This is a genomic window from Acidovorax sp. GW835-FHT14B10, assembly GCF_058793725.1.
On record NZ_JBXAGC010000006.1, the window covers coordinates 16746 to 34665 of the forward strand.

The window sequence follows — 17920 nt, forward strand, 5'->3', positions numbered from 1 at the left end:
AAGCTGGTCAGAATTGGCTCTGTTACAAATTGGACCCGTACTCACCATGGCTACAACAACCAACCGCACCGACAAGATTCTGGTGGTGGACGACGATGCCCGCATCCGCGATCTGCTGCGCCGCTACCTGACCCAGGAGGGCTTTGAAGTCATGGTCGCCGAAGACGGCAAGGCGCTGAACCGCCTGCTGCTGCGCGAAACCGTCGACCTCATCGTGCTCGACCTGATGATGCCCGGCGAAGACGGACTGTCCATTTGCCGCCGCCTGCGTGCCGCCAACGACCGCACGCCCATCATCATGCTCACCGCCAAGGGCGAGGACGTGGACCGCATCGTCGGCCTGGAAGTGGGCGCCGACGACTACCTGGGCAAGCCCTTCAACCCCCGCGAGCTGCTGGCGCGCGTGCACGCCGTGCTGCGCCGCCGCCCCGCCCAGGAGGCACCTGGCGCCCCGTCGGGCGACAACGAGGTGGTCACCTTCGGCCCCTTCACCTTCGATCTGGGCACCCGCGCGCTGCAGCGCAATGGCGAAGAGCTGCCGCTGACCACGGGTGAGTTCGCCATGCTCAAGGCCCTGGTGCGCCACCCGCGCCAGCCCCTGTCGCGCGAAAAGCTGGCGCTGCTGGCACGCGGCCGCGAGTTCGAGCCCTTCGACCGCAGCCTGGACGTGCAGGTCTCGCGCCTGCGCAAGCTGGTGGAGGTCGATGCTGCCGCACCGCGCTATATCCAGACCGTTTGGGGCGTAGGCTATGTTTTCGTACCGGACGGAACGAGCTGACCCCTTCATGCGCCACTCTGAAGGCCGGGCGAACCCCACGCTTGGGCAAACGGTGACCCCACCGTCCGACGCCACCAGCCCAGCCCCCCTGGAATCCTTGCGCCGCGCGCGCGAGCAGCGCGCGCGCGTGGGGTTGAATCTGTTCTGGCGCACCTTCTTTCTGCTGGCGCTGTTGCTGGTAGGAAGCATCCTGGCCTGGCTGCAGACGCTGCGCGCCCTCGAATTCGAGCCACGCACGCTGCACACGGCCCAGCAGATTGCCTCGCTGGTCAACCTCAGCCGAGCCGCCCTGGTGCACGCCGATGCGATCGCGCGCGTGTCGCTCATCAAGACCATGGCCGACCAGGAAGGGGTGCGCATCCTGCCGCGCGAGCCGGGCGACAAGTTCACTCTGCTCGACAGCACCGCGCTGGGCAGCCGTCTCACCGACGAGCTCACCCAGCGCCTGGGCCCGGACACCATCGTGGCCCAGAACGTGAACGGTGAAAACGGTCTGTGGGTGGGTTTCAACATCAATGGCGACCCCAACTGGCTGCTGATGGACCGTTCGCGCTTCAGCCCGGCCGGTGGCCGCACCTGGTTGATCTGGCTGGTCACGGCAGGTGCCCTGTCGCTGGCCGGCGCCGCCGCCATTGCGCGGCTGATCAACCAGCCGCTCAAGCAGCTGTCGTATGCCGCCAACCGCGTGCGCGACGGCGACTTTGCTGCCAGCCACCTCGATGAAGAAGCCGTGACCAGCGAAATCCGCGAGGTGAACATCGGCTTCAACCGCATGGCGCAAAAGCTCGCCAAGCTGGAGCAGGACCGTGCCGTCATGCTGGCCGGCATTTCGCACGACCTGCGTACGCCCCTGGCGCGCCTGCGGCTCGAAACCGAGATGAGCGTGACCGACGAAATCGCCCGCGAACACATGGTGGCGGACATCGTGCAGCTCGACGCCACCATCGACAAGTTTCTGGACTACGCCCGTCCGGACCATGCCACCCTCGCCCCGGTCAACCTGCACGGTGTGGTGTCGTCCTGCGTCTATGCGGTGCAAGACCACCGCGAGCTGCAGATCACCATGGCGGTTCCCGAGGACCTGAACGTGCTGGCCGACGAAGTGGAGCTGGCGCGCGTGATCTCCAACCTGCTGGAAAACGCACGCCGCTATGGCAAGACGGTGGACACGGCCGTGACCCATGTGGACATCGCCGCCAAGGGCCGCGAAAACTGGGTGCTGATCAAGGTGCGCGACCACGGCACCGGCGTGCCGCCCGAGCAGCTGTCCCATCTGACCAAGCCCTTCTTTCGCGGTGATTCAGCACGCACCGCTGCCGCAGGTGCCGGGCTGGGCCTGTCGATCGTGGACAAGACCGTGCAACGCATGGGTGGCATCTTTGCGCTGGCCAACTCCAGCTCCGGCGGCCTGGTGGCCCATATCCAGCTGCAGCGGGCCACCAGCATGCCCGATGGCGAAGACCCCAAGCAGCGTCTGCAGCGCCCTTCCGTCAAGCGGCAACTTCCGCGCCGCCGCGCCGAAGACCATATGGGTTGATTGCATGCCGGGTGGCGGGCCAGGCCGCGCTGGCCGCGCCCGCGTGGGTCAGGCCCGGAACAGCAGCGCCACGGCCCGGGCCTCCATGGCCAGTCCCTGGCCCACCGGCCCCAGGCGTTCAGCGGTTTTGGCCTTGACGTTCACCTGCCCCTCGCCCACGCCCACCGCAGCCGCAATGCATGCGCGCATGGCCGGAATATGGGCGGCCAGGCGCGGCGCCTGCGCCACCACCGTGCTGTCGATATTGCCGATGTCGTAACCCGCTGCGCGCACCCGCCGCGCCGCTTCCGCCAGCAGCACGCCCGAATCCGCACCCCGAAATGCCGCGTCGGTGTCCGGGAAATGGCTGCCGATATCGCCCAGCGCGGCGGCCCCCAGCAGGGCATCGGTGATGGCATGCAACAGCACATCCGCATCCGAATGGCCCAGCAGGCCCATCGAATGGGCGATCTCCACCCCGCCAATCACCAGCCGGCGCCCGGGCACCAGCGCATGCACATCCCAGCCTTCGCCTATCCTGAAATTCATTGCGTCACCTTCGCCCGCAAGGGGCTCAAAAAATGGTCTTTTTGCCACAGGCCGCCGCCTGCCCGCATGCGCCACCCAACCGATCCAGCGTGGCGCCATGCGCCCGTTGCGCCAGCACGGCGGCCGCCAGGGCGAAGTCGTCCGGGTAGGTCACCTTGAAATTCTGCGCGCCGCCCGGCACCAGCCGCGGGTGCAGGCCCATCGCCTCCATGGCACTGGCTTCGTCGGTGGCGCCCGAGCCCGCATGCTCGATGGCCGCTCTCAACGGACCCATGCGGAACATCTGAGGCGTCTGGGCCAGCCATTTGTCGCTGCGGTCCACCGTAGAGGCCACGCGCACGCCACCGGGGCCGTCAATCGATGTTTTGAGCGTGTCGGCCAGCTTGTGCGCGAGCAGGCCACCCACGCCGTCGTGCTGGCAGGTGTCGATCAGGGCGTCAATCTGCTGCGAGGTGACCAGGCAGCGCGCGGCGTCATGCACCAGCACCCAGTCGTTGGCCTGTGCCCCGCGCTCCGTCAGGGCCCGCAGGCCGCCCAGCACGGTATCCGCACGCGTGGGCCCGCCGCATTCCACGGTAAAAAACGCAGGGTGGGCGTAGGCATCCAGAAAATGGTCCCCCGGCGCCACCGCCACCAGCGTGCCCAGCAGGCGGCTCACCCCTGCAAAGGCCGCCAGGGTGTGCGTGACCATGGGGTGCCCCGCCACCAGATGGTATTGCTTGGGCAAGGGTGGCGCAGCCGGAGCCACGACCGGCGTGGCGGCAGAGGGTATGGCACGCAAGCCCATGCCCGCACAAGGCACCAGCGCCCAGAAGCGCCCTTGGGCAGACGAGGGGGCGAGCGGAGGTGGCAGCAACGGAGCGGTCATGGATTGCTCATTCTAAAATCTCCGGCTGCCCCCCATCCGGCCCGTGCGCGTTTCGCGCCCCAGGGGATGCGGCGGCCCAGACGACACCGTCCGCATGGAACTGCCCAAACTCTCCCCCGGAAAACGTTTCACCCTGCCCCGCCCCGTGGGCAGCGCCGATGCCCTGCTGCTGGCCCGCCTGGCAGAGCGCGACAAGGCCAGTGGCCGCACCACCGCCATCGTGGCGGCCGACGCCACCGATGCGCAGCGCCTCATCGAGGAAATGGCATTCTTTGCGCCTGGCCTGCGCTGCGCGCTGTTCCCCGACTGGGAGACGCTGCCCTACGACACCTTCTCGCCGCACCAGGACCTGATCAGCGAACGGCTGGCCACGCTGTGGCGCATCAGCCAGGGGGACGCCGACGTGGTGCTGGTGCCCGCCACCACGGCGCTGTACCGGCTGGCACCGCCCTCCTTCCTGGCCGGCTACACCTTCCACTTCCAGGTCAAGCAGAAACTCGACGAGGTCAGGTTCAAGGCCCAGCTCACGCTGGCCGGCTACAGCCATGTATCCCAGGTCGTGAGTCCGGGCGAATACGCGGTGCGCGGTGGACTCATCGATCTGTTCCCCATGGGCTCGCTGGTGCCGTTCCGCGTGGACCTGTTCGATGACGAGATCGACTCCATCCGCACCTTCGACCCCGACAGCCAGCGCAGCCTGTACCCGGTGCCCGAGGTGCGCCTGCTGCCCGGCCGCGAGTTCCCCATGGACGACGAGGCGCGCGCCAAGTTCAGGAGCCGCTGGCGCGAGATGCTGGAGGGCGACCCGACCAAGAGCCGCATCTACAAGGACATGGGCGCCGGCGTGGCCACGGCCGGCATCGAGTACTACCTGCCGCTGTTCTTTGACGACACGGCCACGGTGTTCGACTACCTTGGAGACGAAGCGACCGTGGTCCTGCACGGCGACCTGGAGCCCGCCTTCCAGCGCTTCTGGCAGGACACGAAAGACCGGTTCCGCCTGATCCAGGGCGACCCGGAGCGCCCTGCGTTGCCACCCGAATCGCTGTTCCTGTCCATCGACCAGTTCTACACGCGCGCCAATCAACACGCCCAGCTGTCGCTGCGTCCTGGCGTGCAGGACGTGGATGACCACCCGCACTTTCACCAGCTCGGCGACCTGTCGGTGGTGCGCGGTGCCGAGGACCCGCTGGCCCGCCTGCACGCCCACATCCGCAACACCCAGCACCGCGTGCTGCTGCTGGCCGAGAGCGATGGCCGGCGCGAGAGCCTGCTGGACTTCTTGCGCGCTTCGCAGCTGAACCCGCCGGCCTTCGACTCGCTGGCCGAGTTCCAGGCCGACACCGCCGAGAAGGTGGGCATCGCCACCGCCGGCCTGACCGTGGGCTTCCGCTGGATCGAGGACGGCATCGACTTCGTCACCGAAACCGAGCTGTTCGCCGCCGGCCCCACCACGCGCCGGCGCAAGAAGCAGGAGCAGGTCAGCGACGTCGAGGCGCTGATCAAGGACCTGGCCGAACTCAACGTGGGCGACCCGGTGGTGCACAGCCAGCATGGCATCGGCCGTTACCGGGGCCTGGTGAACATGGACGTGGGCAACAAGAACCCCGACGGCACGCCCGCCATGCAGGAATTTTTACACTTGGAATACGCCGACAAGGCCGTGCTCTACGTGCCCGTGAGCCAGCTGCAGCTCATCAGCCGCTACACCGGCGTGAGCGCCGACGAGGCGCCGCTGCACAAGCTCGGCAGCGGCCAGTGGGAAAAGGCCAAGCGCAAGGCCGCCGAGCAGGTGCGCGATTCGGCCGCCGAGCTGCTGAACATCTACGCCCGGCGTGCGGCGCGCGAAGGCCATGCCTTCCGCTACAGCCCGCAGGACTACGAGCAGTTCGCCAACGACTTCGGCTTCGAGGAAACGGCCGACCAGAACGCCGCCATCCACGCCGTCATCCAGGACATGATCTCGCCCCGCCCCATGGACCGCCTGGTCTGCGGCGACGTGGGCTTCGGCAAGACCGAGGTGGCGCTGCGCGCAGCCTTCGTGGCCGTGACGGGCGGCAAGCAGGTGGCCTTCCTCGCGCCCACCACGCTGCTGGCCGAGCAGCATTACCAGACGCTGGTGGACCGCTTCAGCAAATGGCCGGTGAAGGTGGCCGAGGTCTCGCGCTTTCGCTCGGGCAAGGAGATCACGGCGGCCATCAAGGGCATCGGCGACGGCACGGTGGACATCGTGGTGGGCACGCACAAGCTGCTCTCCGAATCCACCAGGTTCCACAACCTGGGCCTGCTCATCATCGACGAGGAGCACCGCTTCGGCGTGCGCCACAAGGAGGCCATGAAGCAGTTTCGCGCCGAGGTGGATGTGCTCACCCTCACGGCCACGCCCATCCCGCGCACCATGGGCATGGCGCTCGAAGGCCTGCGCGACCTCTCGGTCATCGCCACCGCGCCGCAGCGGCGCCTGGCCATCAAGACCTTTGTGCGCACCGAGGGCACGGGCGTGATCCGCGAGGCGGTGCTGCGCGAATTGAAGCGCGGCGGGCAGGTCTACTTTTTGCACAACGAAGTGGAGACCATCGAAAACCGCCGCCAGAAGCTCGAAGAAATCCTGCCCGAGGCCCGCATCGCCGTGGCCCACGGCCAGATGCCCGAGCGCGAGCTCGAACGCGTGATGCGCGACTTCGTGGCCCAGCGCTTCAACATCCTCTTGTGTTCGACCATCATCGAGACCGGCATCGACGTGCCCACGGCCAACACCATCATCATGAGCCGCGCCGACAAGTTCGGCCTGGCACAGCTGCACCAGCTGCGCGGCCGCGTGGGCCGCAGCCACCACCAGGCGTATGCGTACCTGATGGTGCCCGACATCGAAGGGCTGACCAAGCAGGCGCAGCAGCGGCTCGACGCCATCCAGCAGATGGAGGAACTGGGCAGCGGCTTCTACCTGGCCATGCACGACCTGGAGATCCGGGGCGCGGGCGAGGTGCTGGGCGAAAACCAGAGCGGCAACATGCTGGAGGTGGGCTTCCAGCTCTACAACGAGATGCTGAGCGAGGCCGTCAAGGCGCTCAAGGCGGGCAAGGAGCCCGATTTGCTCAGCCCCCTGTCGGTCACCACCGACATCAACCTGCACGCCCCGGCGCTGCTGCCCGACGACTACTGCGGCGACGTGCACCTGCGCCTGTCGTTCTACAAGAAGCTGGCCACGGCCAGAAACCCCGACCAGATCGACGGCCTGCTCGAAGAGATCGTGGACCGCTTCGGCAAACTGCCACCGCAGGCGCAGACGCTCATCGACGTGCACCGCCTGCGCGTGCTGAGCCAGCCCTACGGCGTGGTGAAGGTGGATGCCGCGCCCGGCGTGATCAACATCACCTTCAAGCCCCAGCCGCCCATCGACCCGATGCGCATCATCGAGCTGATCCAGAAGAACAAGCACATCAAGCTGGCGGGCAACGAGAAGCTGCGCATCGAGCGCGAACTGAAAGAGCCCAAGGACCGCGCGCAGATGGTGCGCGACATCTTGCGCAGCCTGGGGCAGCCGCTGGTTGCTGCCTGAACTTTCATCAAAAAAGCCTCTGACTCTGCTCCATAAAACGCCAAATGCTATTCAAACAATAGTGAACACCATGTGGCTGGAAGCCGCCCTCACCTTCCTTGCCCTGGCTGCCGCCCTGGCCGCATGGCCCTGGCGCATGCTGGCCAGCCGCAAGCCGCTGGCGCACGAAACCCAGGGCGCCCCGGCCGCGCTATGGACACCGCTGCTCGCCACGCTGGTGCTGCTGCCCTGGATGTGGGCCCTGCCCACGCTGCATGCCATGCCGCTGCAACTGCAGTGGTCGGGTGCGTGCATGGTGGTGCTGATGCTGGGCTGGCCGCTGGCGATACCGGCACTCATCGGGGTGGGTGTGATCGCCTGCCTGTTGTCACCCGCCATGGGCTGGCCCGAGGCGCTGGGAGCCATCGCCTGGCAAGGCGTGGTGCCTGCCACCCTGGCGCTGATGGTGGGGGCGCTGATTCGGCGGTTTCTCGGAACCCACCTCTTTGTCTATGTGCTGGGCCGCGCCTTTCTGGGCACGGTGCTGTGCCTCTTTGCCTCGGGCGCCTTGTCGCAATGGAGTGGCCACCAGTTGCCCGGGGTGGGCGATGAGCTCTCACTGGTGGCACGCTGGCTCATGGCCTGGGGTGATGCGTTTGTCACCGGCATGCTCACGGCCATTTTCGTGGCCTTCAAACCGCAATGGCTGGCCACCTGGTCCGACCCGCTCTACCTGGGGCCTCCCAAGTAGGCGGCAGAACCCGCCCCACGGTTACCGCGCTCCCGCTGGGCACCGGGTTCCGCGGGTCCCAGCGGCGGCGGGTGCACCGGCCGACGGGCTACCATTGCGCCCTTCGCATCCATGACGCAGCCCCGTTTCCCATGACCCACGCCACCGAATTCGCCCCGGGCCTTGTTGTCCAGGGCATTGAGCCCCCGCTGTCCCTGTCGAGCTACAAGCTGATTGCCTTCGACATGGACTCCACCCTCATCAACATCGAGTGCGTCGACGAAATCGCCGATGCCGCCGGCCGCAAGGCCGAAGTGGCGGCCATCACCGAGGCCGCCATGCAGGGCCTCATCACCGACTACAAGGAAAGCCTGCGCCAGCGCGTGGCCCTGCTCAAGGGCGTGACCCTGCAGCACATGGAGCAGGTGTTCACCGAGCGCCTGCGCTTCAACCCCGGCGCCAAAGAGCTGATCGCCGCCGCCAAGTCCGCCGGCCTCACCACGCTGCTGGTGTCGGGTGGCTTCACCTTCTTTGCCGATCGCGTGCGGGCGGGCCTGGGCATCGACTTTGCCCGCTCCAACCTGCTGGAGGTGGACAATGGCCTGCTCACCGGTCGCATGGTGGACCAGGCCTGGGGCGATATCTGCGACGGTGCAGAAAAACGCCGCACGCTGCTGGAAGTGGCCTCGCTCATGGGCATTTCTCCAGCGCAGGCGATTGCCGTGGGCGATGGCGCAAATGACCTGCCCATGATGGGTGCCGCCGGCCTGTCGGTGGCCTACCACGCCAAGCCGGCCGTGCGCGCGCAGGCCAAGATTGCCATCAACCAGGGTGGACTGGACCGGCTTCTGGAAGTGCTGCGGCCCTGAGAACCAACCCCTTTCTGCATCCTGCCGGAAACTGGCAGTCACACAAAAGTTTTCAGGCGCTACCCGGCCGCATCCGGCAACCCCGGCACCGGCTGTGTCGCCGCCAGTCGGCGCGACTGGGGCATCGCCACCACGCTCTGGGGTTCGGCCAGCAAATCGGCCAGCGTCACCTTGTCCAGCACGGCGAGAAAGGCCAGCATGGCCTGGCCCAGCACGCCCTTGAGGTAGCAGTGGCTGCTCAGCCGGCACTGGTTTTGCGCGGGGTCAAAGCATTCGACCAGGTTGAAATCGGTTTCGGTGGCACGCACCACGGCACCGATGTTGATCTCTGCGGCGGGTTTCATCAGGCGCATGCCGCCGCCGCGCCCGCGCGTGGTTTCCAGCAGGCCCTGGGCAGACAGCTCCTGGACAATCTTGGTGAGGTGGCTGCGTGAAATGTCATAGCTTTCCGCCACCTCGCTGATGGTGACGGGTTGCACACGCCCTTCAGTCGCCGCGCAATACATCAGCACACGCAGCGTGTAATCGGTCCATTGGGTCAGACGCATTGGATTGCCACAGGTCAATTAAAAGAGGTAGTGGACATGAATTTTATGCCATAAAATATTCACACCATATGAATCTTAAAAGGACCTCGCCATGAACGCCCGTCTGGAATCGACCGCATCCGCCCCTGCCGCCCTGAGTGCCGATCAGCAAATCGGCCAGATTGCGGTCCAGCTGCCCGGCGCCACCGCCGTGTTCCGGCGCCTGAAACTCGATTTTTGCTGCGGCGGCCAAGTCCCCCTGGCAACGGCCGCGGCCGAGAAAGGTCTGGACGTGAATGGCGTGCTGGCCGAGCTGGCAGCCCTGCAGCGCCCCAGCGCCCTGCCCGGGGTGGAAGAACCCGGCGCGTTGATCGACCACATCCTCACGCGCTACCATGACGTGCATCGCGTGCAGTTGCCCGAACTGATCCGCATGGCGCACCGCGTGGAAGCCGTGCACCGCGCCAACCCCGATGTGCCCGCCGGGCTGGGCGATCTGCTCGAAGAGATCCAGCAAGAACTGCTGTCGCACATGCAAAAGGAAGAAGCCATCCTGTTTCCCATGCTCAAGTCGGGCGGCAACCCGTTCGTGGGCCAGCCCATCGGCATGATGCGTGCCGAGCATACGGACCATGGCGCGGCCCTTGACCAGCTGAACGCCCTCACCCACGACGCCACGCCGCCCGCCGGTGCCTGCAACACCTGGCGCGCGCTGTACGCCGGCATCGCCCAGTTTGGCGACGACCTGGTCAACCACATCCACCTCGAAAACAACGTGCTGTTTCCGCAGTTCGAGGCAGCGCCTGCTGCGGCTGCAGGCTGCGGCTCCTCGGGTTGCGGATGCAGCTGAACCCCTCTGCGCCCCGCCAGACGCCGGACGGTGAGAACGACACCGGCGGGTGGCGCACACCCAGCGTGGAAAGCCTGACCGAGCTGGTGCACAGCTTTTATGCCGCGGTCCGGGCCGACGCATTGCTGGGCCCCGTGTTCGAGGAGGCCCTGCGCGATCGGTGGGAGCCCCATCTGGCGCGCATGGTGGACTTCTGGAGCACCGTTGCGCTGGGCAGCAAGAGCTTTCGTGGCAATGTCTTTGGCAAGCACATGGCATTGCAGGGCGTGACACCCGCGCATTTCGCCGTGTGGGTGCGCCTGTGGGGCGAGCAGACCACCCGGCTGTTCGCACCCGAGGTGGCGCGCGATCTGCAGGTCACTGCCCACGGTATTGCCCGCAATCTGTTTCTCGGGTATTTCGGCACGCACCCAGTGTTTGGCGGTAGCGCCGGGGATCACCCGTCAGAAGCCGGCCATTGAACTCCGGGTTTCATCCAGGTTCACCGCCCAGCCCTGGCGAAAAGCCATGTCGCCGCCACAGCTGTTCATGGCGTTGCCGTAGTTGGGTTGTACCGATTGCCCGAACCCGTGACCACATTGGCGGTGCCCGACCCACGCCAGTCGTACGGCACGGCCCCATCAACCTGGCCCGCAGATCGGCGGCAGAGGCCCCATCTTCCGATGGGCACCCGCATGGGTGAAGCGGCCGGGCCGGCTGCCCTGCGCGGCCCAGCCACGGCAGAACCGCAGCAGGGTCCCGTATCCCCGACCAAATCACCCTTGACCTTGCCGGCCTGCCTCAGCCCGCAACCCCTTGCCACACCCACCACGCCAGCGCCAGCATCATGCAGCCCGTGAGCGCATCCAGCACCCGCCAGGCGCGGGGATTGGCAAATAGGCCCTGCAGCCGCCGCCCGGCCAGCGCCAGCGCCGCAAACCACACCAGGCTGGCCGAGGCCGCCCCTGCCACGAACACCCACTTGAGGCCGCCGTCCTGGCGCGCACCAATCGAGCCCACCAGCACCACGGTGTCCAGATAGACATGGGGGTTGAACAGCGTGATCACCGCCAGGGTGCCCAGCACACCCAGCAGACCCCGCGGGGCCGCGTCTTGCGCCCCCCCCAGGCTGGCATCCGGCGCAGCCAGCGCGCGCCACCAGGCAAACAGGCCATAGGCCAGCAGAAAGATGGCACCGCCCACGGTGAGGTAGTAAGCCAGCGCAGGCGAGCGCCCCAGCAACTGCGCCATACCGGCCACGCCCACGCCGATCAGCAGCGCATCACTGGCCACGCACCAGGCCACGCAGGCGCGCACATGCTGGCCGCTGACGGCCTGGCGCAGCACATACAGGTTCTGGGCCCCGATCGACACGATCAGCGAGAGGCAGACGGTGAAACCGGCGAGCCACGAAGAAGAAACATGGGCAGTCCACATGCCACCGATTCTGGGTGGCGGCATGGATTAAGTAAAATTAATTTAACTGAACCAAAGTTAGCAATTTTTCATGCTCGACTACACCGGCCTCCAGGCCCTGGCCGCCGTGGTGCGCGAAGGCAGCTTCGAGCGCGCGGCCCGCAGGCTGCACGTCACGCCCTCGGCGGTGTCGCAGCGCATCAAGCAGCTCGAAGAACGCACGGGCCAGGTGCTGGTGCTGCGCGGCACGCCCTGTACCGGCACCGAGGCCGGGCGGCGGCTGTGCCTGCATGTGGAGCAGGTGGCACTGCTCGAAAACGAACTGCGCCGCACCAACCCCACGCTGATGCCCGATGGCCACGCCACGCCCCCCACGCTGAAGCTGGCGGTGAATGCCGATTCGCTGTCCACCTGGTTCATGGATGCCATGGCCGCTTTCACAGGCGGTGGCAACGAGCTGCTGGACATCCGCATCGACGACCAGGACCACACGGCCCAGCGCCTCAAGGAAGGCGATGTGCTGGCCGCCGTCACGGCCAGCGCGGGCAGCATTGCGGGCTGCAACACCTGGCCGCTGGGATCGGTGCGCTACGTGGCAGCGTCCAGCCCTGCCTTTGTGGCGCAGCATTTCGCGCACGGCGTCACCACCGAGGCCATCGCCCACGCGCCGATGATGACCTACGACCGCAAGGACCGCCTGCAGGAACAGTGGCTGCAACGGCAGGGCCTGGCCTCGCGCCAGAGTCCGCCCAAGCACTTTGTGCCGTCCAACGATGGCTTTGTGCGCGGCTGCGAGGCGGGCATGGGCTGGGGCATGCACCCCCGTTGGCTGATCCAGCGCCAGCTCGGCGCCGGCACCCTGGTGGAACTGCTGCCCGGCACCGGCATGACCATGCCGCTGTACTGGGTGCACGCCCGCTCGGCCCAGACCAGCCTGGAGCGACTGACCGATTGCGTGATGGCGGCGGCCCGCCAATGGCTGGTGCCGACAGAGAAAGCGTGAGCATCAAAAGCCATCAAAAACATAGCCAATAGCGCCTACAGATAGGCCGCCGTCACTTTCGCCCTTTTCGCCTTTAAAACCGGTTCGTGGCATTTGGATGGGGTACGTGGTTCCACCCCAGTATGCGTTAACACTTGCGCCAGCATGGGCTTGGATGTGCGGATAAACATACATTTTTTATGAATCTTAAAATCCGCCGCACCAGCGCTTGCCACAGGATTTCCGATGGGTCCTTGTAGTGCGTCAAAAAAGCGGCGTGCGGCGCACGCCAGAACCACAAGGAAACCCACCCATGGACAGTGCAATACTGAGTTTGCTGGGGGCCTTCCTGCTGTCGATCATGGGGCTGTTCGTCTTCATCTGGTCGATGCGCAAGGGCCTGCTGGTTGAAAATCCCCGGGCGGCTTCGGTCATCTTCGCGCGCGGCGAGATCGGCCAGATCGACGACCCGGCGCTGCAGGATGCCGGGCGTGCTCACCTGCAAGCGGCCGCCGCCGAACCGGGCGACGACGCGCACAAGGGCCATGCCCCCGACCCGCAGGAGCTGGAGCACCGCGTGCAGGCCGACCGCTCCAGCGCCTTCCCCGTGTTCATGTTCATCGCCTTCGCCATTTTCTGGCTGGTGCTGGGCTCCGCGGCGGGGCTCACGGCCTCGCTCAAGCTGCACATGCCCGACTGGCTGGTGGGCGAGGCCTGGCAGACCTTCGGCCGCGTGCGCACCATGCACCTGACGGCGGTGCTCTACGGCTGGATCACCAACGCCGCGCTCGGCCTCATCGTCTGGCTGCTGCCGCGCCTGCTGCGCACGCCGCTCATCGGCGCCGTGTGGGTGATGCTGGGCGGTGCGCTCATCAATGCGGGCATCGCCAGCGCCATCGGCGCCATTGGCGCGGGCTGGAGCGACGGCATGGAGTACCTGGAGATGCCGTGGCAGATCGGTCTGTTCATCGTCGCGGGCTTCCTCTGCATCATCGGACCGGTGCTGTACACGCTGGTCAACCGCAAGGTCGAATCCCTGTACGTGAGCGTCTGGTACCTGGTGGCGGCGCTGCTGTGGATCACGCTGTTGTTCCTCGTGGGCAAGCTGCCCGGCGTGCACACCGGCGTGCAGCAGGCCACCACCAACTGGTGGTACGGCCACAACGTGCTGGGCCTGTGGTTCACGCCCATCAGTGTGGGCGCCATCTACTATTTCCTGCCCAAGATCATCGGGCGGCCCGTGCGTTCGTACAACCTGTCCATCCTGGGCTTCTGGACGCTGGCCTTCTTCTACGGCCAGGTGGGCGGGCACCACCTGATCGGCGGGCCGATTCCGGGCTGGCTGAGCACGCTGTCCATCGTGCAGAGCATGATGATGATCATCCCCGTGGCGGCCTTCACCATCAACATGGCGGGCACCATGTGGGGCCGCATGCACCTGGTGCGCCACTCGCCCACGCTGCGCTTCATGATGTTCGGCGGGCTGATGTACATGCTGTCGTCGGTGCAGGGCTCGCTGGAGGCGCTGCGCAGCGTCAACCAGGTGGCGCACTTCACGCACTTCACGGTGGCGCATGCGCACCTGGGGGCCTATGCCTTCGTCACCATGGTGCTGTTCGGCGCCATCTATTTCATGCTGCCGCGCGTGCTCAACTGGGAGTGGCCGTACCCGCGCCTGATTTCGCTGCAGTTCTGGCTCGCGGCCATCGGCATCGGCATCTACTTCGTTGGCCTGACCATCGGCGGCTGGCTGCAGGGCCTGGCCATGCTCGACGCTTCGCGGCCCTTCATGGAGTCGGTCGCGTTGACCATCCCCTACCTGCAGTGGCGCAGCGTGGGCGGCGCGCTGATGGTGACCAGCCACCTCGTCTTCGCCGGCCACTTCCTGGCCATGGCGCTGCGCTTCGGCCCGGCGCGCACGGGGGCAGCCCTGTTCGCGCCGGCATCTCCCAAGGCACTGGAGTTGGTCCATGGAAAATGAAATCAAGCTGGCGGCAGGGGCCATGGTGTCCCTGGCCGTGGCCACGGCGGCGCTGGTGGTGCTGCCCTACATGGAGGTGCGCGACATCACGCCGCCCGAAGGACTCAAGCCCTATACCAGCGCGCAGCTGCGCGGGCGCGAGGTCTATATCGCGAACGGCTGCGTGTACTGCCACACGCAGCAGCCGCGCGACCGCAACCTCGGCCCCGACCATGCGCGCGGCTGGGGCCGCGCCTCGGTGCCGGGCGACTACGTGTACGACAAGCCGCACCTGCTGGGCAGCATGCGCACCGGGCCCGACCTGTTCAGCATCGGCGCGCGCCAGCCCAGCAAGGACTGGCACCTGGGCCACCTGTACCAGCCGCGCGCCTATGTGCCGGGGTCCATCATGCCGTCCTACCCCTACCTGTTCGAAACCAAGGCCGCCGCCGAGCCGGGCGACGAGGTCGTCAAGCTGCCACCGGGCCAGGGCCCCGAGGGCAAGGTGGTCGTGGCACGCCCCGAGGCGCTGGACCTCGTGAAGTACCTGCAGGCCCTGGACCACACCTACCCCGTGCTGCCGCCCCCGCCGCGCAGCGCCGCCGGCCCGGCCGCCCGTCCCGCATCCTGAGAGGCACCCGCCATGTCCCAAGACGACACCCACCGCGCGCAACAGCGCGAGAACGCCGACCCCGAGGAACGCATCCGCCCCGTGCCGCTGGTAGCCGCCGCCATCACGCTGGCCATGGTGCTGTTCGGGGTGGGCTACATCTTCCTGTCCGAGCCCTTCGGCAACGCCGCCCTGGGTGACCGCCGCACGGTGGCCGACCTCTCTGGCCCCGCGCCGGCCGCTGCAGGCGCTGCCGTGGACGGCAAGGCGCTGTTCGCCGCGCAGTGCGCAGCCTGCCACCAGGCCACGGGCCAGGGCCTGCCCGGCGTATTTCCTCCGCTCGCGGGCTCGGAGTGGGTGAAGGGCGAGCCGCGCGTGCTGGCCAACATCCTGCTGCACGGCGTGACGGGCGAGATCACCGTGGCGGGCAAAAGCTACCAGGGCGCCATGCCCAGCTTCCGGCAACTGGGCGATGCCGAACTGGCCGCCGTGGCGAGTTACATCCGCAGTGCCTGGGGCAACCAGGCCGCTGCCGTGGCGCCCGACCTGATCGCACAGGAGCGCAAGGCCAGCGACCGCAGCACGCCATTCGAGGGTGGCGCCGCGCTGCAGGCGCTGAAATGAAACAACCCTCTGTGTCGCCTGCGGCGCCTTCCCCCTTCTCTCGAATTGCTGCGCAATTCGAGAGAAGGGGGACGCTCCCAGCGCGGCGGGGCGGCCCTTGCGCGGGAGCCCTGGCTTGGGCCGCGCCAGTGTGATGTGTCGCAGGTGGGGCGCAGCGCAGTGGAGCCGCTGAGATGATGCTGCGCACCGCCGTGCTGAGTCTGCTGCTGGCGCTGTGCGGCTACGTGGCGGCGGACTGGCTCACGCACGGCTTCCAGGTCTGGACCGACGAGGGCGCGCGCCGCCTGGAGGTGGCGCTGCAGCCCGTGGACGCACCGCGCGTGGCGGTGGATGGTCCGGGCGTGGCAGCGCCCGACCTGCCCGCGCTGCTGGCGCAGGGTGGCGGCGTGACCATCGCCGACTTCATCTACACGCGCTGCCAGACCGTCTGCCTGTCGCTGGGCAGCACGTTCCAGCTGCTGCAGGCGGCGCTGCAGGCCGATGCCGAGACGGGCCGCCCCGCAAACCTGCGCCTGCTGTCGATCAGCTTCGATGGCGCGCACGACGACCCGGCGGCGCTGCGCGCCTATGCACGCGGGCTGCACGCCGACCCCGCCCTGTGGCGCTTCGTGCGCGTGCCCGACGCGCCACAGCAGCAGGCCCTGCTGCGCCGCCTGGGCGTGGTGGTGGTACCCAACGGCCGGGGCGACTACGAACACAACGCCGCGCTGCTGGTGTTCGATGCGCACGGCCGCATGGTGCGCGTGTTCGACATCGCAGAGCAGCAGCTCGCGCTGGACTACGCACGCCACCTCGCCCGGGGTACGCGATGATTTTGTGGACACGGACCGCATGGGCCTGCACGCCCCGCACCCAGGCCGCCTGGGGACTGGCGCTGGTCGCGCTGCTGGCCTGGCCCGCGCTGCGCCAGGCGCTGGAGGCCAGCATGTGGCGCCACATGGTGCTGCAGTTCCCGCTGCTGATGGGGGCCGGCGCGCTGCTGGCGGCCGCGCTGCCGCAGCGTGCGCGCGCGGCGCTGGCGCGCTGCAATGCCCACGGCATCGCCGGGCTGGTGTTCGTGGCCATGGTGCTGACCGTGCTGATGGTGCCGCGCGTGCTCGACCTGGCGCTGCGCGACCCCGCCATCGAAGCCGCCAAATGCGCCGCGCTGCTGGGCGCGGGCGCGGCGCTGCGGCTGTCGTGGCGCGCGGCGGGGTGGGTGGTGCAGGGCTTCTTCCTCGGCAACATGCTGCCCATGACCGCCGTGGTGGGCCAGCTCTACATCGACACGCCGCTGCGCCTGTGCAACGCCTACCTGCTGGACGACCAGGCGCGCCTGGGGCAGTGGCTGGTGGGTCTGGCGGCGTTGCTGGCACTGGGCTGGCTGGCGCGGGTGGGCTGGTGGATGGTGCGGCGCGAGGGTGATGCGCTCGCGGTGGAAAACGCCTGAACGCTCTGTTTTGAATAACTTAAAGCGCTTCCATGCGCGGGAATCTGCGGCCTCAGCGCAGCAGAAATCGCCTCAGTCGGTTTGCGCGCGCGGCGGCAGGCCCGCAGCGGCGCGCAAGGGATCGAGCAGGGGCGACAGGCCGTTGTGGTCGATCTCGTGCATGAGCGCCAGCAGACGCCCCAGGTCGCTGCGTGGAAAGCCCTCGCGGGCAAACCAGTGGAGGTAGCTGCCGGGCAGGTCTGCCAGCACGCGGCCCTTGTACTTGCCATAGGGCATGGTCACCGTGACCAGGCGCTGCAACTCGGTGGGGTCCCTCATCAGCCGCCCGCGCGCTTGACCTGGTGGCCGCGCTTTTTCAGCACCTCGATCACGCGCTCCACATGGTCGCCCTGCACCTCGATCACGCCGTCCTTCACCGTGCCGCCGCTTCCGCACGCGGCCTTGAGCAGCTTGCCCAGCGCGGCCAGCGCATCGGCATCCAGCGCCACGCCCTTGACCACCGTGACCGCCTTGCCACTACGCCCCTTGGTCTCGCGCGCAACGCGCACGATGCCGTCGCCCGCAGGCACTGGCGCCAACTTGCACACGCACTGCGCCTGCGGCTGGCGGCAACCGGGGCACATGCGGCCATGGTCGGTGGAATAGACCAGGCCACCCAGGCCTGCCAGATCGCGCAGGGATTTCATGGTGCCGGC

The 17920-nt window shown here is 67.5% G+C and carries 19 protein-coding genes; 13 read left to right on the plus strand and 6 right to left on the minus strand.

Translation table 11 applies throughout. The annotated features are described in order from the left end of the window. The first annotated feature begins 46 nt into the window (after positions 1-46). On the plus strand, positions 47-778 hold the full coding sequence (gene ompR, locus AC1Q5S_RS06410) for an osmolarity response regulator transcription factor OmpR (protein ID WP_026435637.1): 732 nt from the start codon (positions 47-49) through the stop codon (positions 776-778). A 7-nt stretch (positions 779-785) separates the two neighbouring features. Then, on the plus strand, positions 786-2315 hold the full coding sequence (locus AC1Q5S_RS06415; protein WP_303837223.1) for an ATP-binding protein: 1530 nt from the start codon (positions 786-788) through the stop codon (positions 2313-2315). Between the two features lie 48 nt (positions 2316-2363). On the opposite strand, the gene ispF is transcribed toward AC1Q5S_RS06415, so the two are convergent. Next, a complete protein-coding gene (ispF, locus tag AC1Q5S_RS06420; RefSeq protein WP_303837225.1) occupies positions 2364-2843 on the minus strand; it encodes a 2-C-methyl-D-erythritol 2,4-cyclodiphosphate synthase in 480 nt (159 codons plus the stop codon). 25 nt (positions 2844-2868) lie between these two features. Continuing rightward, the gene (locus AC1Q5S_RS06425; RefSeq protein ID WP_303837227.1) at positions 2869-3711 is read right to left on the minus strand and encodes an IspD/TarI family cytidylyltransferase; all 843 of its coding nucleotides are present in this window, start codon (positions 3709-3711) and stop codon (positions 2869-2871) included. Positions 3712-3805: 94 nt separating this feature from the next. Between AC1Q5S_RS06425 and mfd the strand changes: the two genes are divergently transcribed. From mfd to serB, 3 genes are all read left to right on the plus strand, one after another. Beyond that, positions 3806-7270, plus strand: coding sequence for a transcription-repair coupling factor (gene mfd / locus AC1Q5S_RS06430; protein ID WP_303837229.1), 3465 nt, complete (start codon positions 3806-3808; stop codon positions 7268-7270). Between the two features lie 70 nt (positions 7271-7340). Then, the gene (locus AC1Q5S_RS06435) at positions 7341-8000 is read left to right on the plus strand and encodes a hypothetical protein (RefSeq protein WP_492238549.1); all 660 of its coding nucleotides are present in this window, start codon (positions 7341-7343) and stop codon (positions 7998-8000) included. A gap of 131 nt (positions 8001-8131) precedes the next feature. Then, on the plus strand, positions 8132-8848 hold the full coding sequence (gene serB / locus AC1Q5S_RS06440) for a phosphoserine phosphatase SerB (RefSeq protein ID WP_422202633.1): 717 nt from the start codon (positions 8132-8134) through the stop codon (positions 8846-8848). Between the two features lie 59 nt (positions 8849-8907). On the opposite strand, the gene AC1Q5S_RS06445 is transcribed toward serB, so the two are convergent. Beyond that, a complete protein-coding gene (locus AC1Q5S_RS06445) occupies positions 8908-9396 on the minus strand; it encodes an RrF2 family transcriptional regulator (RefSeq protein WP_303837235.1) in 489 nt (162 codons plus the stop codon). 91 nt (positions 9397-9487) lie between these two features. On the opposite strand from AC1Q5S_RS06445, the gene ytfE reads away from it, so the two are divergent. Both ytfE and AC1Q5S_RS06455 read left to right on the plus strand, forming a co-directional pair. Further along, entirely contained in the window at positions 9488-10225 is a 738-nt protein-coding gene (ytfE, locus tag AC1Q5S_RS06450) for an iron-sulfur cluster repair protein YtfE (RefSeq protein ID WP_422202634.1), read from the plus strand. Then, entirely contained in the window at positions 10216-10686 is a 471-nt protein-coding gene (locus AC1Q5S_RS06455) for a group III truncated hemoglobin (protein ID WP_492238550.1), read from the plus strand. The genes ytfE and AC1Q5S_RS06455 overlap by 10 nt, the downstream gene beginning before the upstream one ends. 319 nt (positions 10687-11005) lie before the next feature. Here AC1Q5S_RS06455 and AC1Q5S_RS06460 read toward each other — a convergent pair whose 3' ends face one another. Next, positions 11006-11641, minus strand: coding sequence for a LysE/ArgO family amino acid transporter (locus tag AC1Q5S_RS06460; protein ID WP_422202638.1), 636 nt, complete (start codon positions 11639-11641; stop codon positions 11006-11008). Positions 11642-11711: 70 nt separating this feature from the next. On the opposite strand from AC1Q5S_RS06460, the gene AC1Q5S_RS06465 reads away from it, so the two are divergent. The 6 genes from AC1Q5S_RS06465 to AC1Q5S_RS06490 all read left to right on the plus strand — a co-directional run bounded on the left by AC1Q5S_RS06465 (position 11712) and on the right by AC1Q5S_RS06490 (position 17225). Next, a complete protein-coding gene (locus tag AC1Q5S_RS06465; RefSeq protein ID WP_422202636.1) occupies positions 11712-12623 on the plus strand; it encodes an HTH-type transcriptional regulator ArgP in 912 nt (303 codons plus the stop codon). A 292-nt stretch (positions 12624-12915) separates the two neighbouring features. Next, the gene (locus AC1Q5S_RS06470) at positions 12916-14583 is read left to right on the plus strand and encodes a cbb3-type cytochrome c oxidase subunit I (protein WP_303833841.1); all 1668 of its coding nucleotides are present in this window, start codon (positions 12916-12918) and stop codon (positions 14581-14583) included. After that, the gene (locus AC1Q5S_RS06475) at positions 14573-15193 is read left to right on the plus strand and encodes a cbb3-type cytochrome c oxidase subunit II (RefSeq protein ID WP_492238551.1); all 621 of its coding nucleotides are present in this window, start codon (positions 14573-14575) and stop codon (positions 15191-15193) included. The genes AC1Q5S_RS06470 and AC1Q5S_RS06475 overlap by 11 nt, the downstream gene beginning before the upstream one ends. A 12-nt stretch (positions 15194-15205) precedes the next feature. Next, positions 15206-15796, plus strand: coding sequence for a c-type cytochrome (locus AC1Q5S_RS06480; protein ID WP_422202637.1), 591 nt, complete (start codon positions 15206-15208; stop codon positions 15794-15796). 173 nt (positions 15797-15969) lie between these two features. Then, complete coding sequence (locus tag AC1Q5S_RS06485) at positions 15970-16608, plus strand: SCO family protein (protein ID WP_492238552.1); 639 nt, start codon at positions 15970-15972, stop codon at positions 16606-16608. Then, the gene (locus AC1Q5S_RS06490) at positions 16605-17225 is read left to right on the plus strand and encodes a hypothetical protein (RefSeq protein WP_492238553.1); all 621 of its coding nucleotides are present in this window, start codon (positions 16605-16607) and stop codon (positions 17223-17225) included. Before AC1Q5S_RS06485 ends, AC1Q5S_RS06490 begins: the two co-directional genes overlap by 4 nt. A 72-nt stretch (positions 17226-17297) precedes the next feature. On the opposite strand, the gene AC1Q5S_RS06495 is transcribed toward AC1Q5S_RS06490, so the two are convergent. Both AC1Q5S_RS06495 and AC1Q5S_RS06500 read right to left on the minus strand, forming a co-directional pair. Then, positions 17298-17543: a DUF3820 family protein gene (locus AC1Q5S_RS06495; RefSeq protein WP_303833850.1), complete on the minus strand. Its 246-nt coding sequence runs from the start codon at positions 17541-17543 to the stop codon at positions 17298-17300. Beyond that, complete coding sequence (locus tag AC1Q5S_RS06500; RefSeq protein WP_492238554.1) at positions 17543-17911, minus strand: translation initiation factor Sui1; 369 nt, start codon at positions 17909-17911, stop codon at positions 17543-17545. Before AC1Q5S_RS06500 ends, AC1Q5S_RS06495 begins: the two co-directional genes overlap by 1 nt. Positions 17912-17920: the final 9 nt, after the last annotated feature.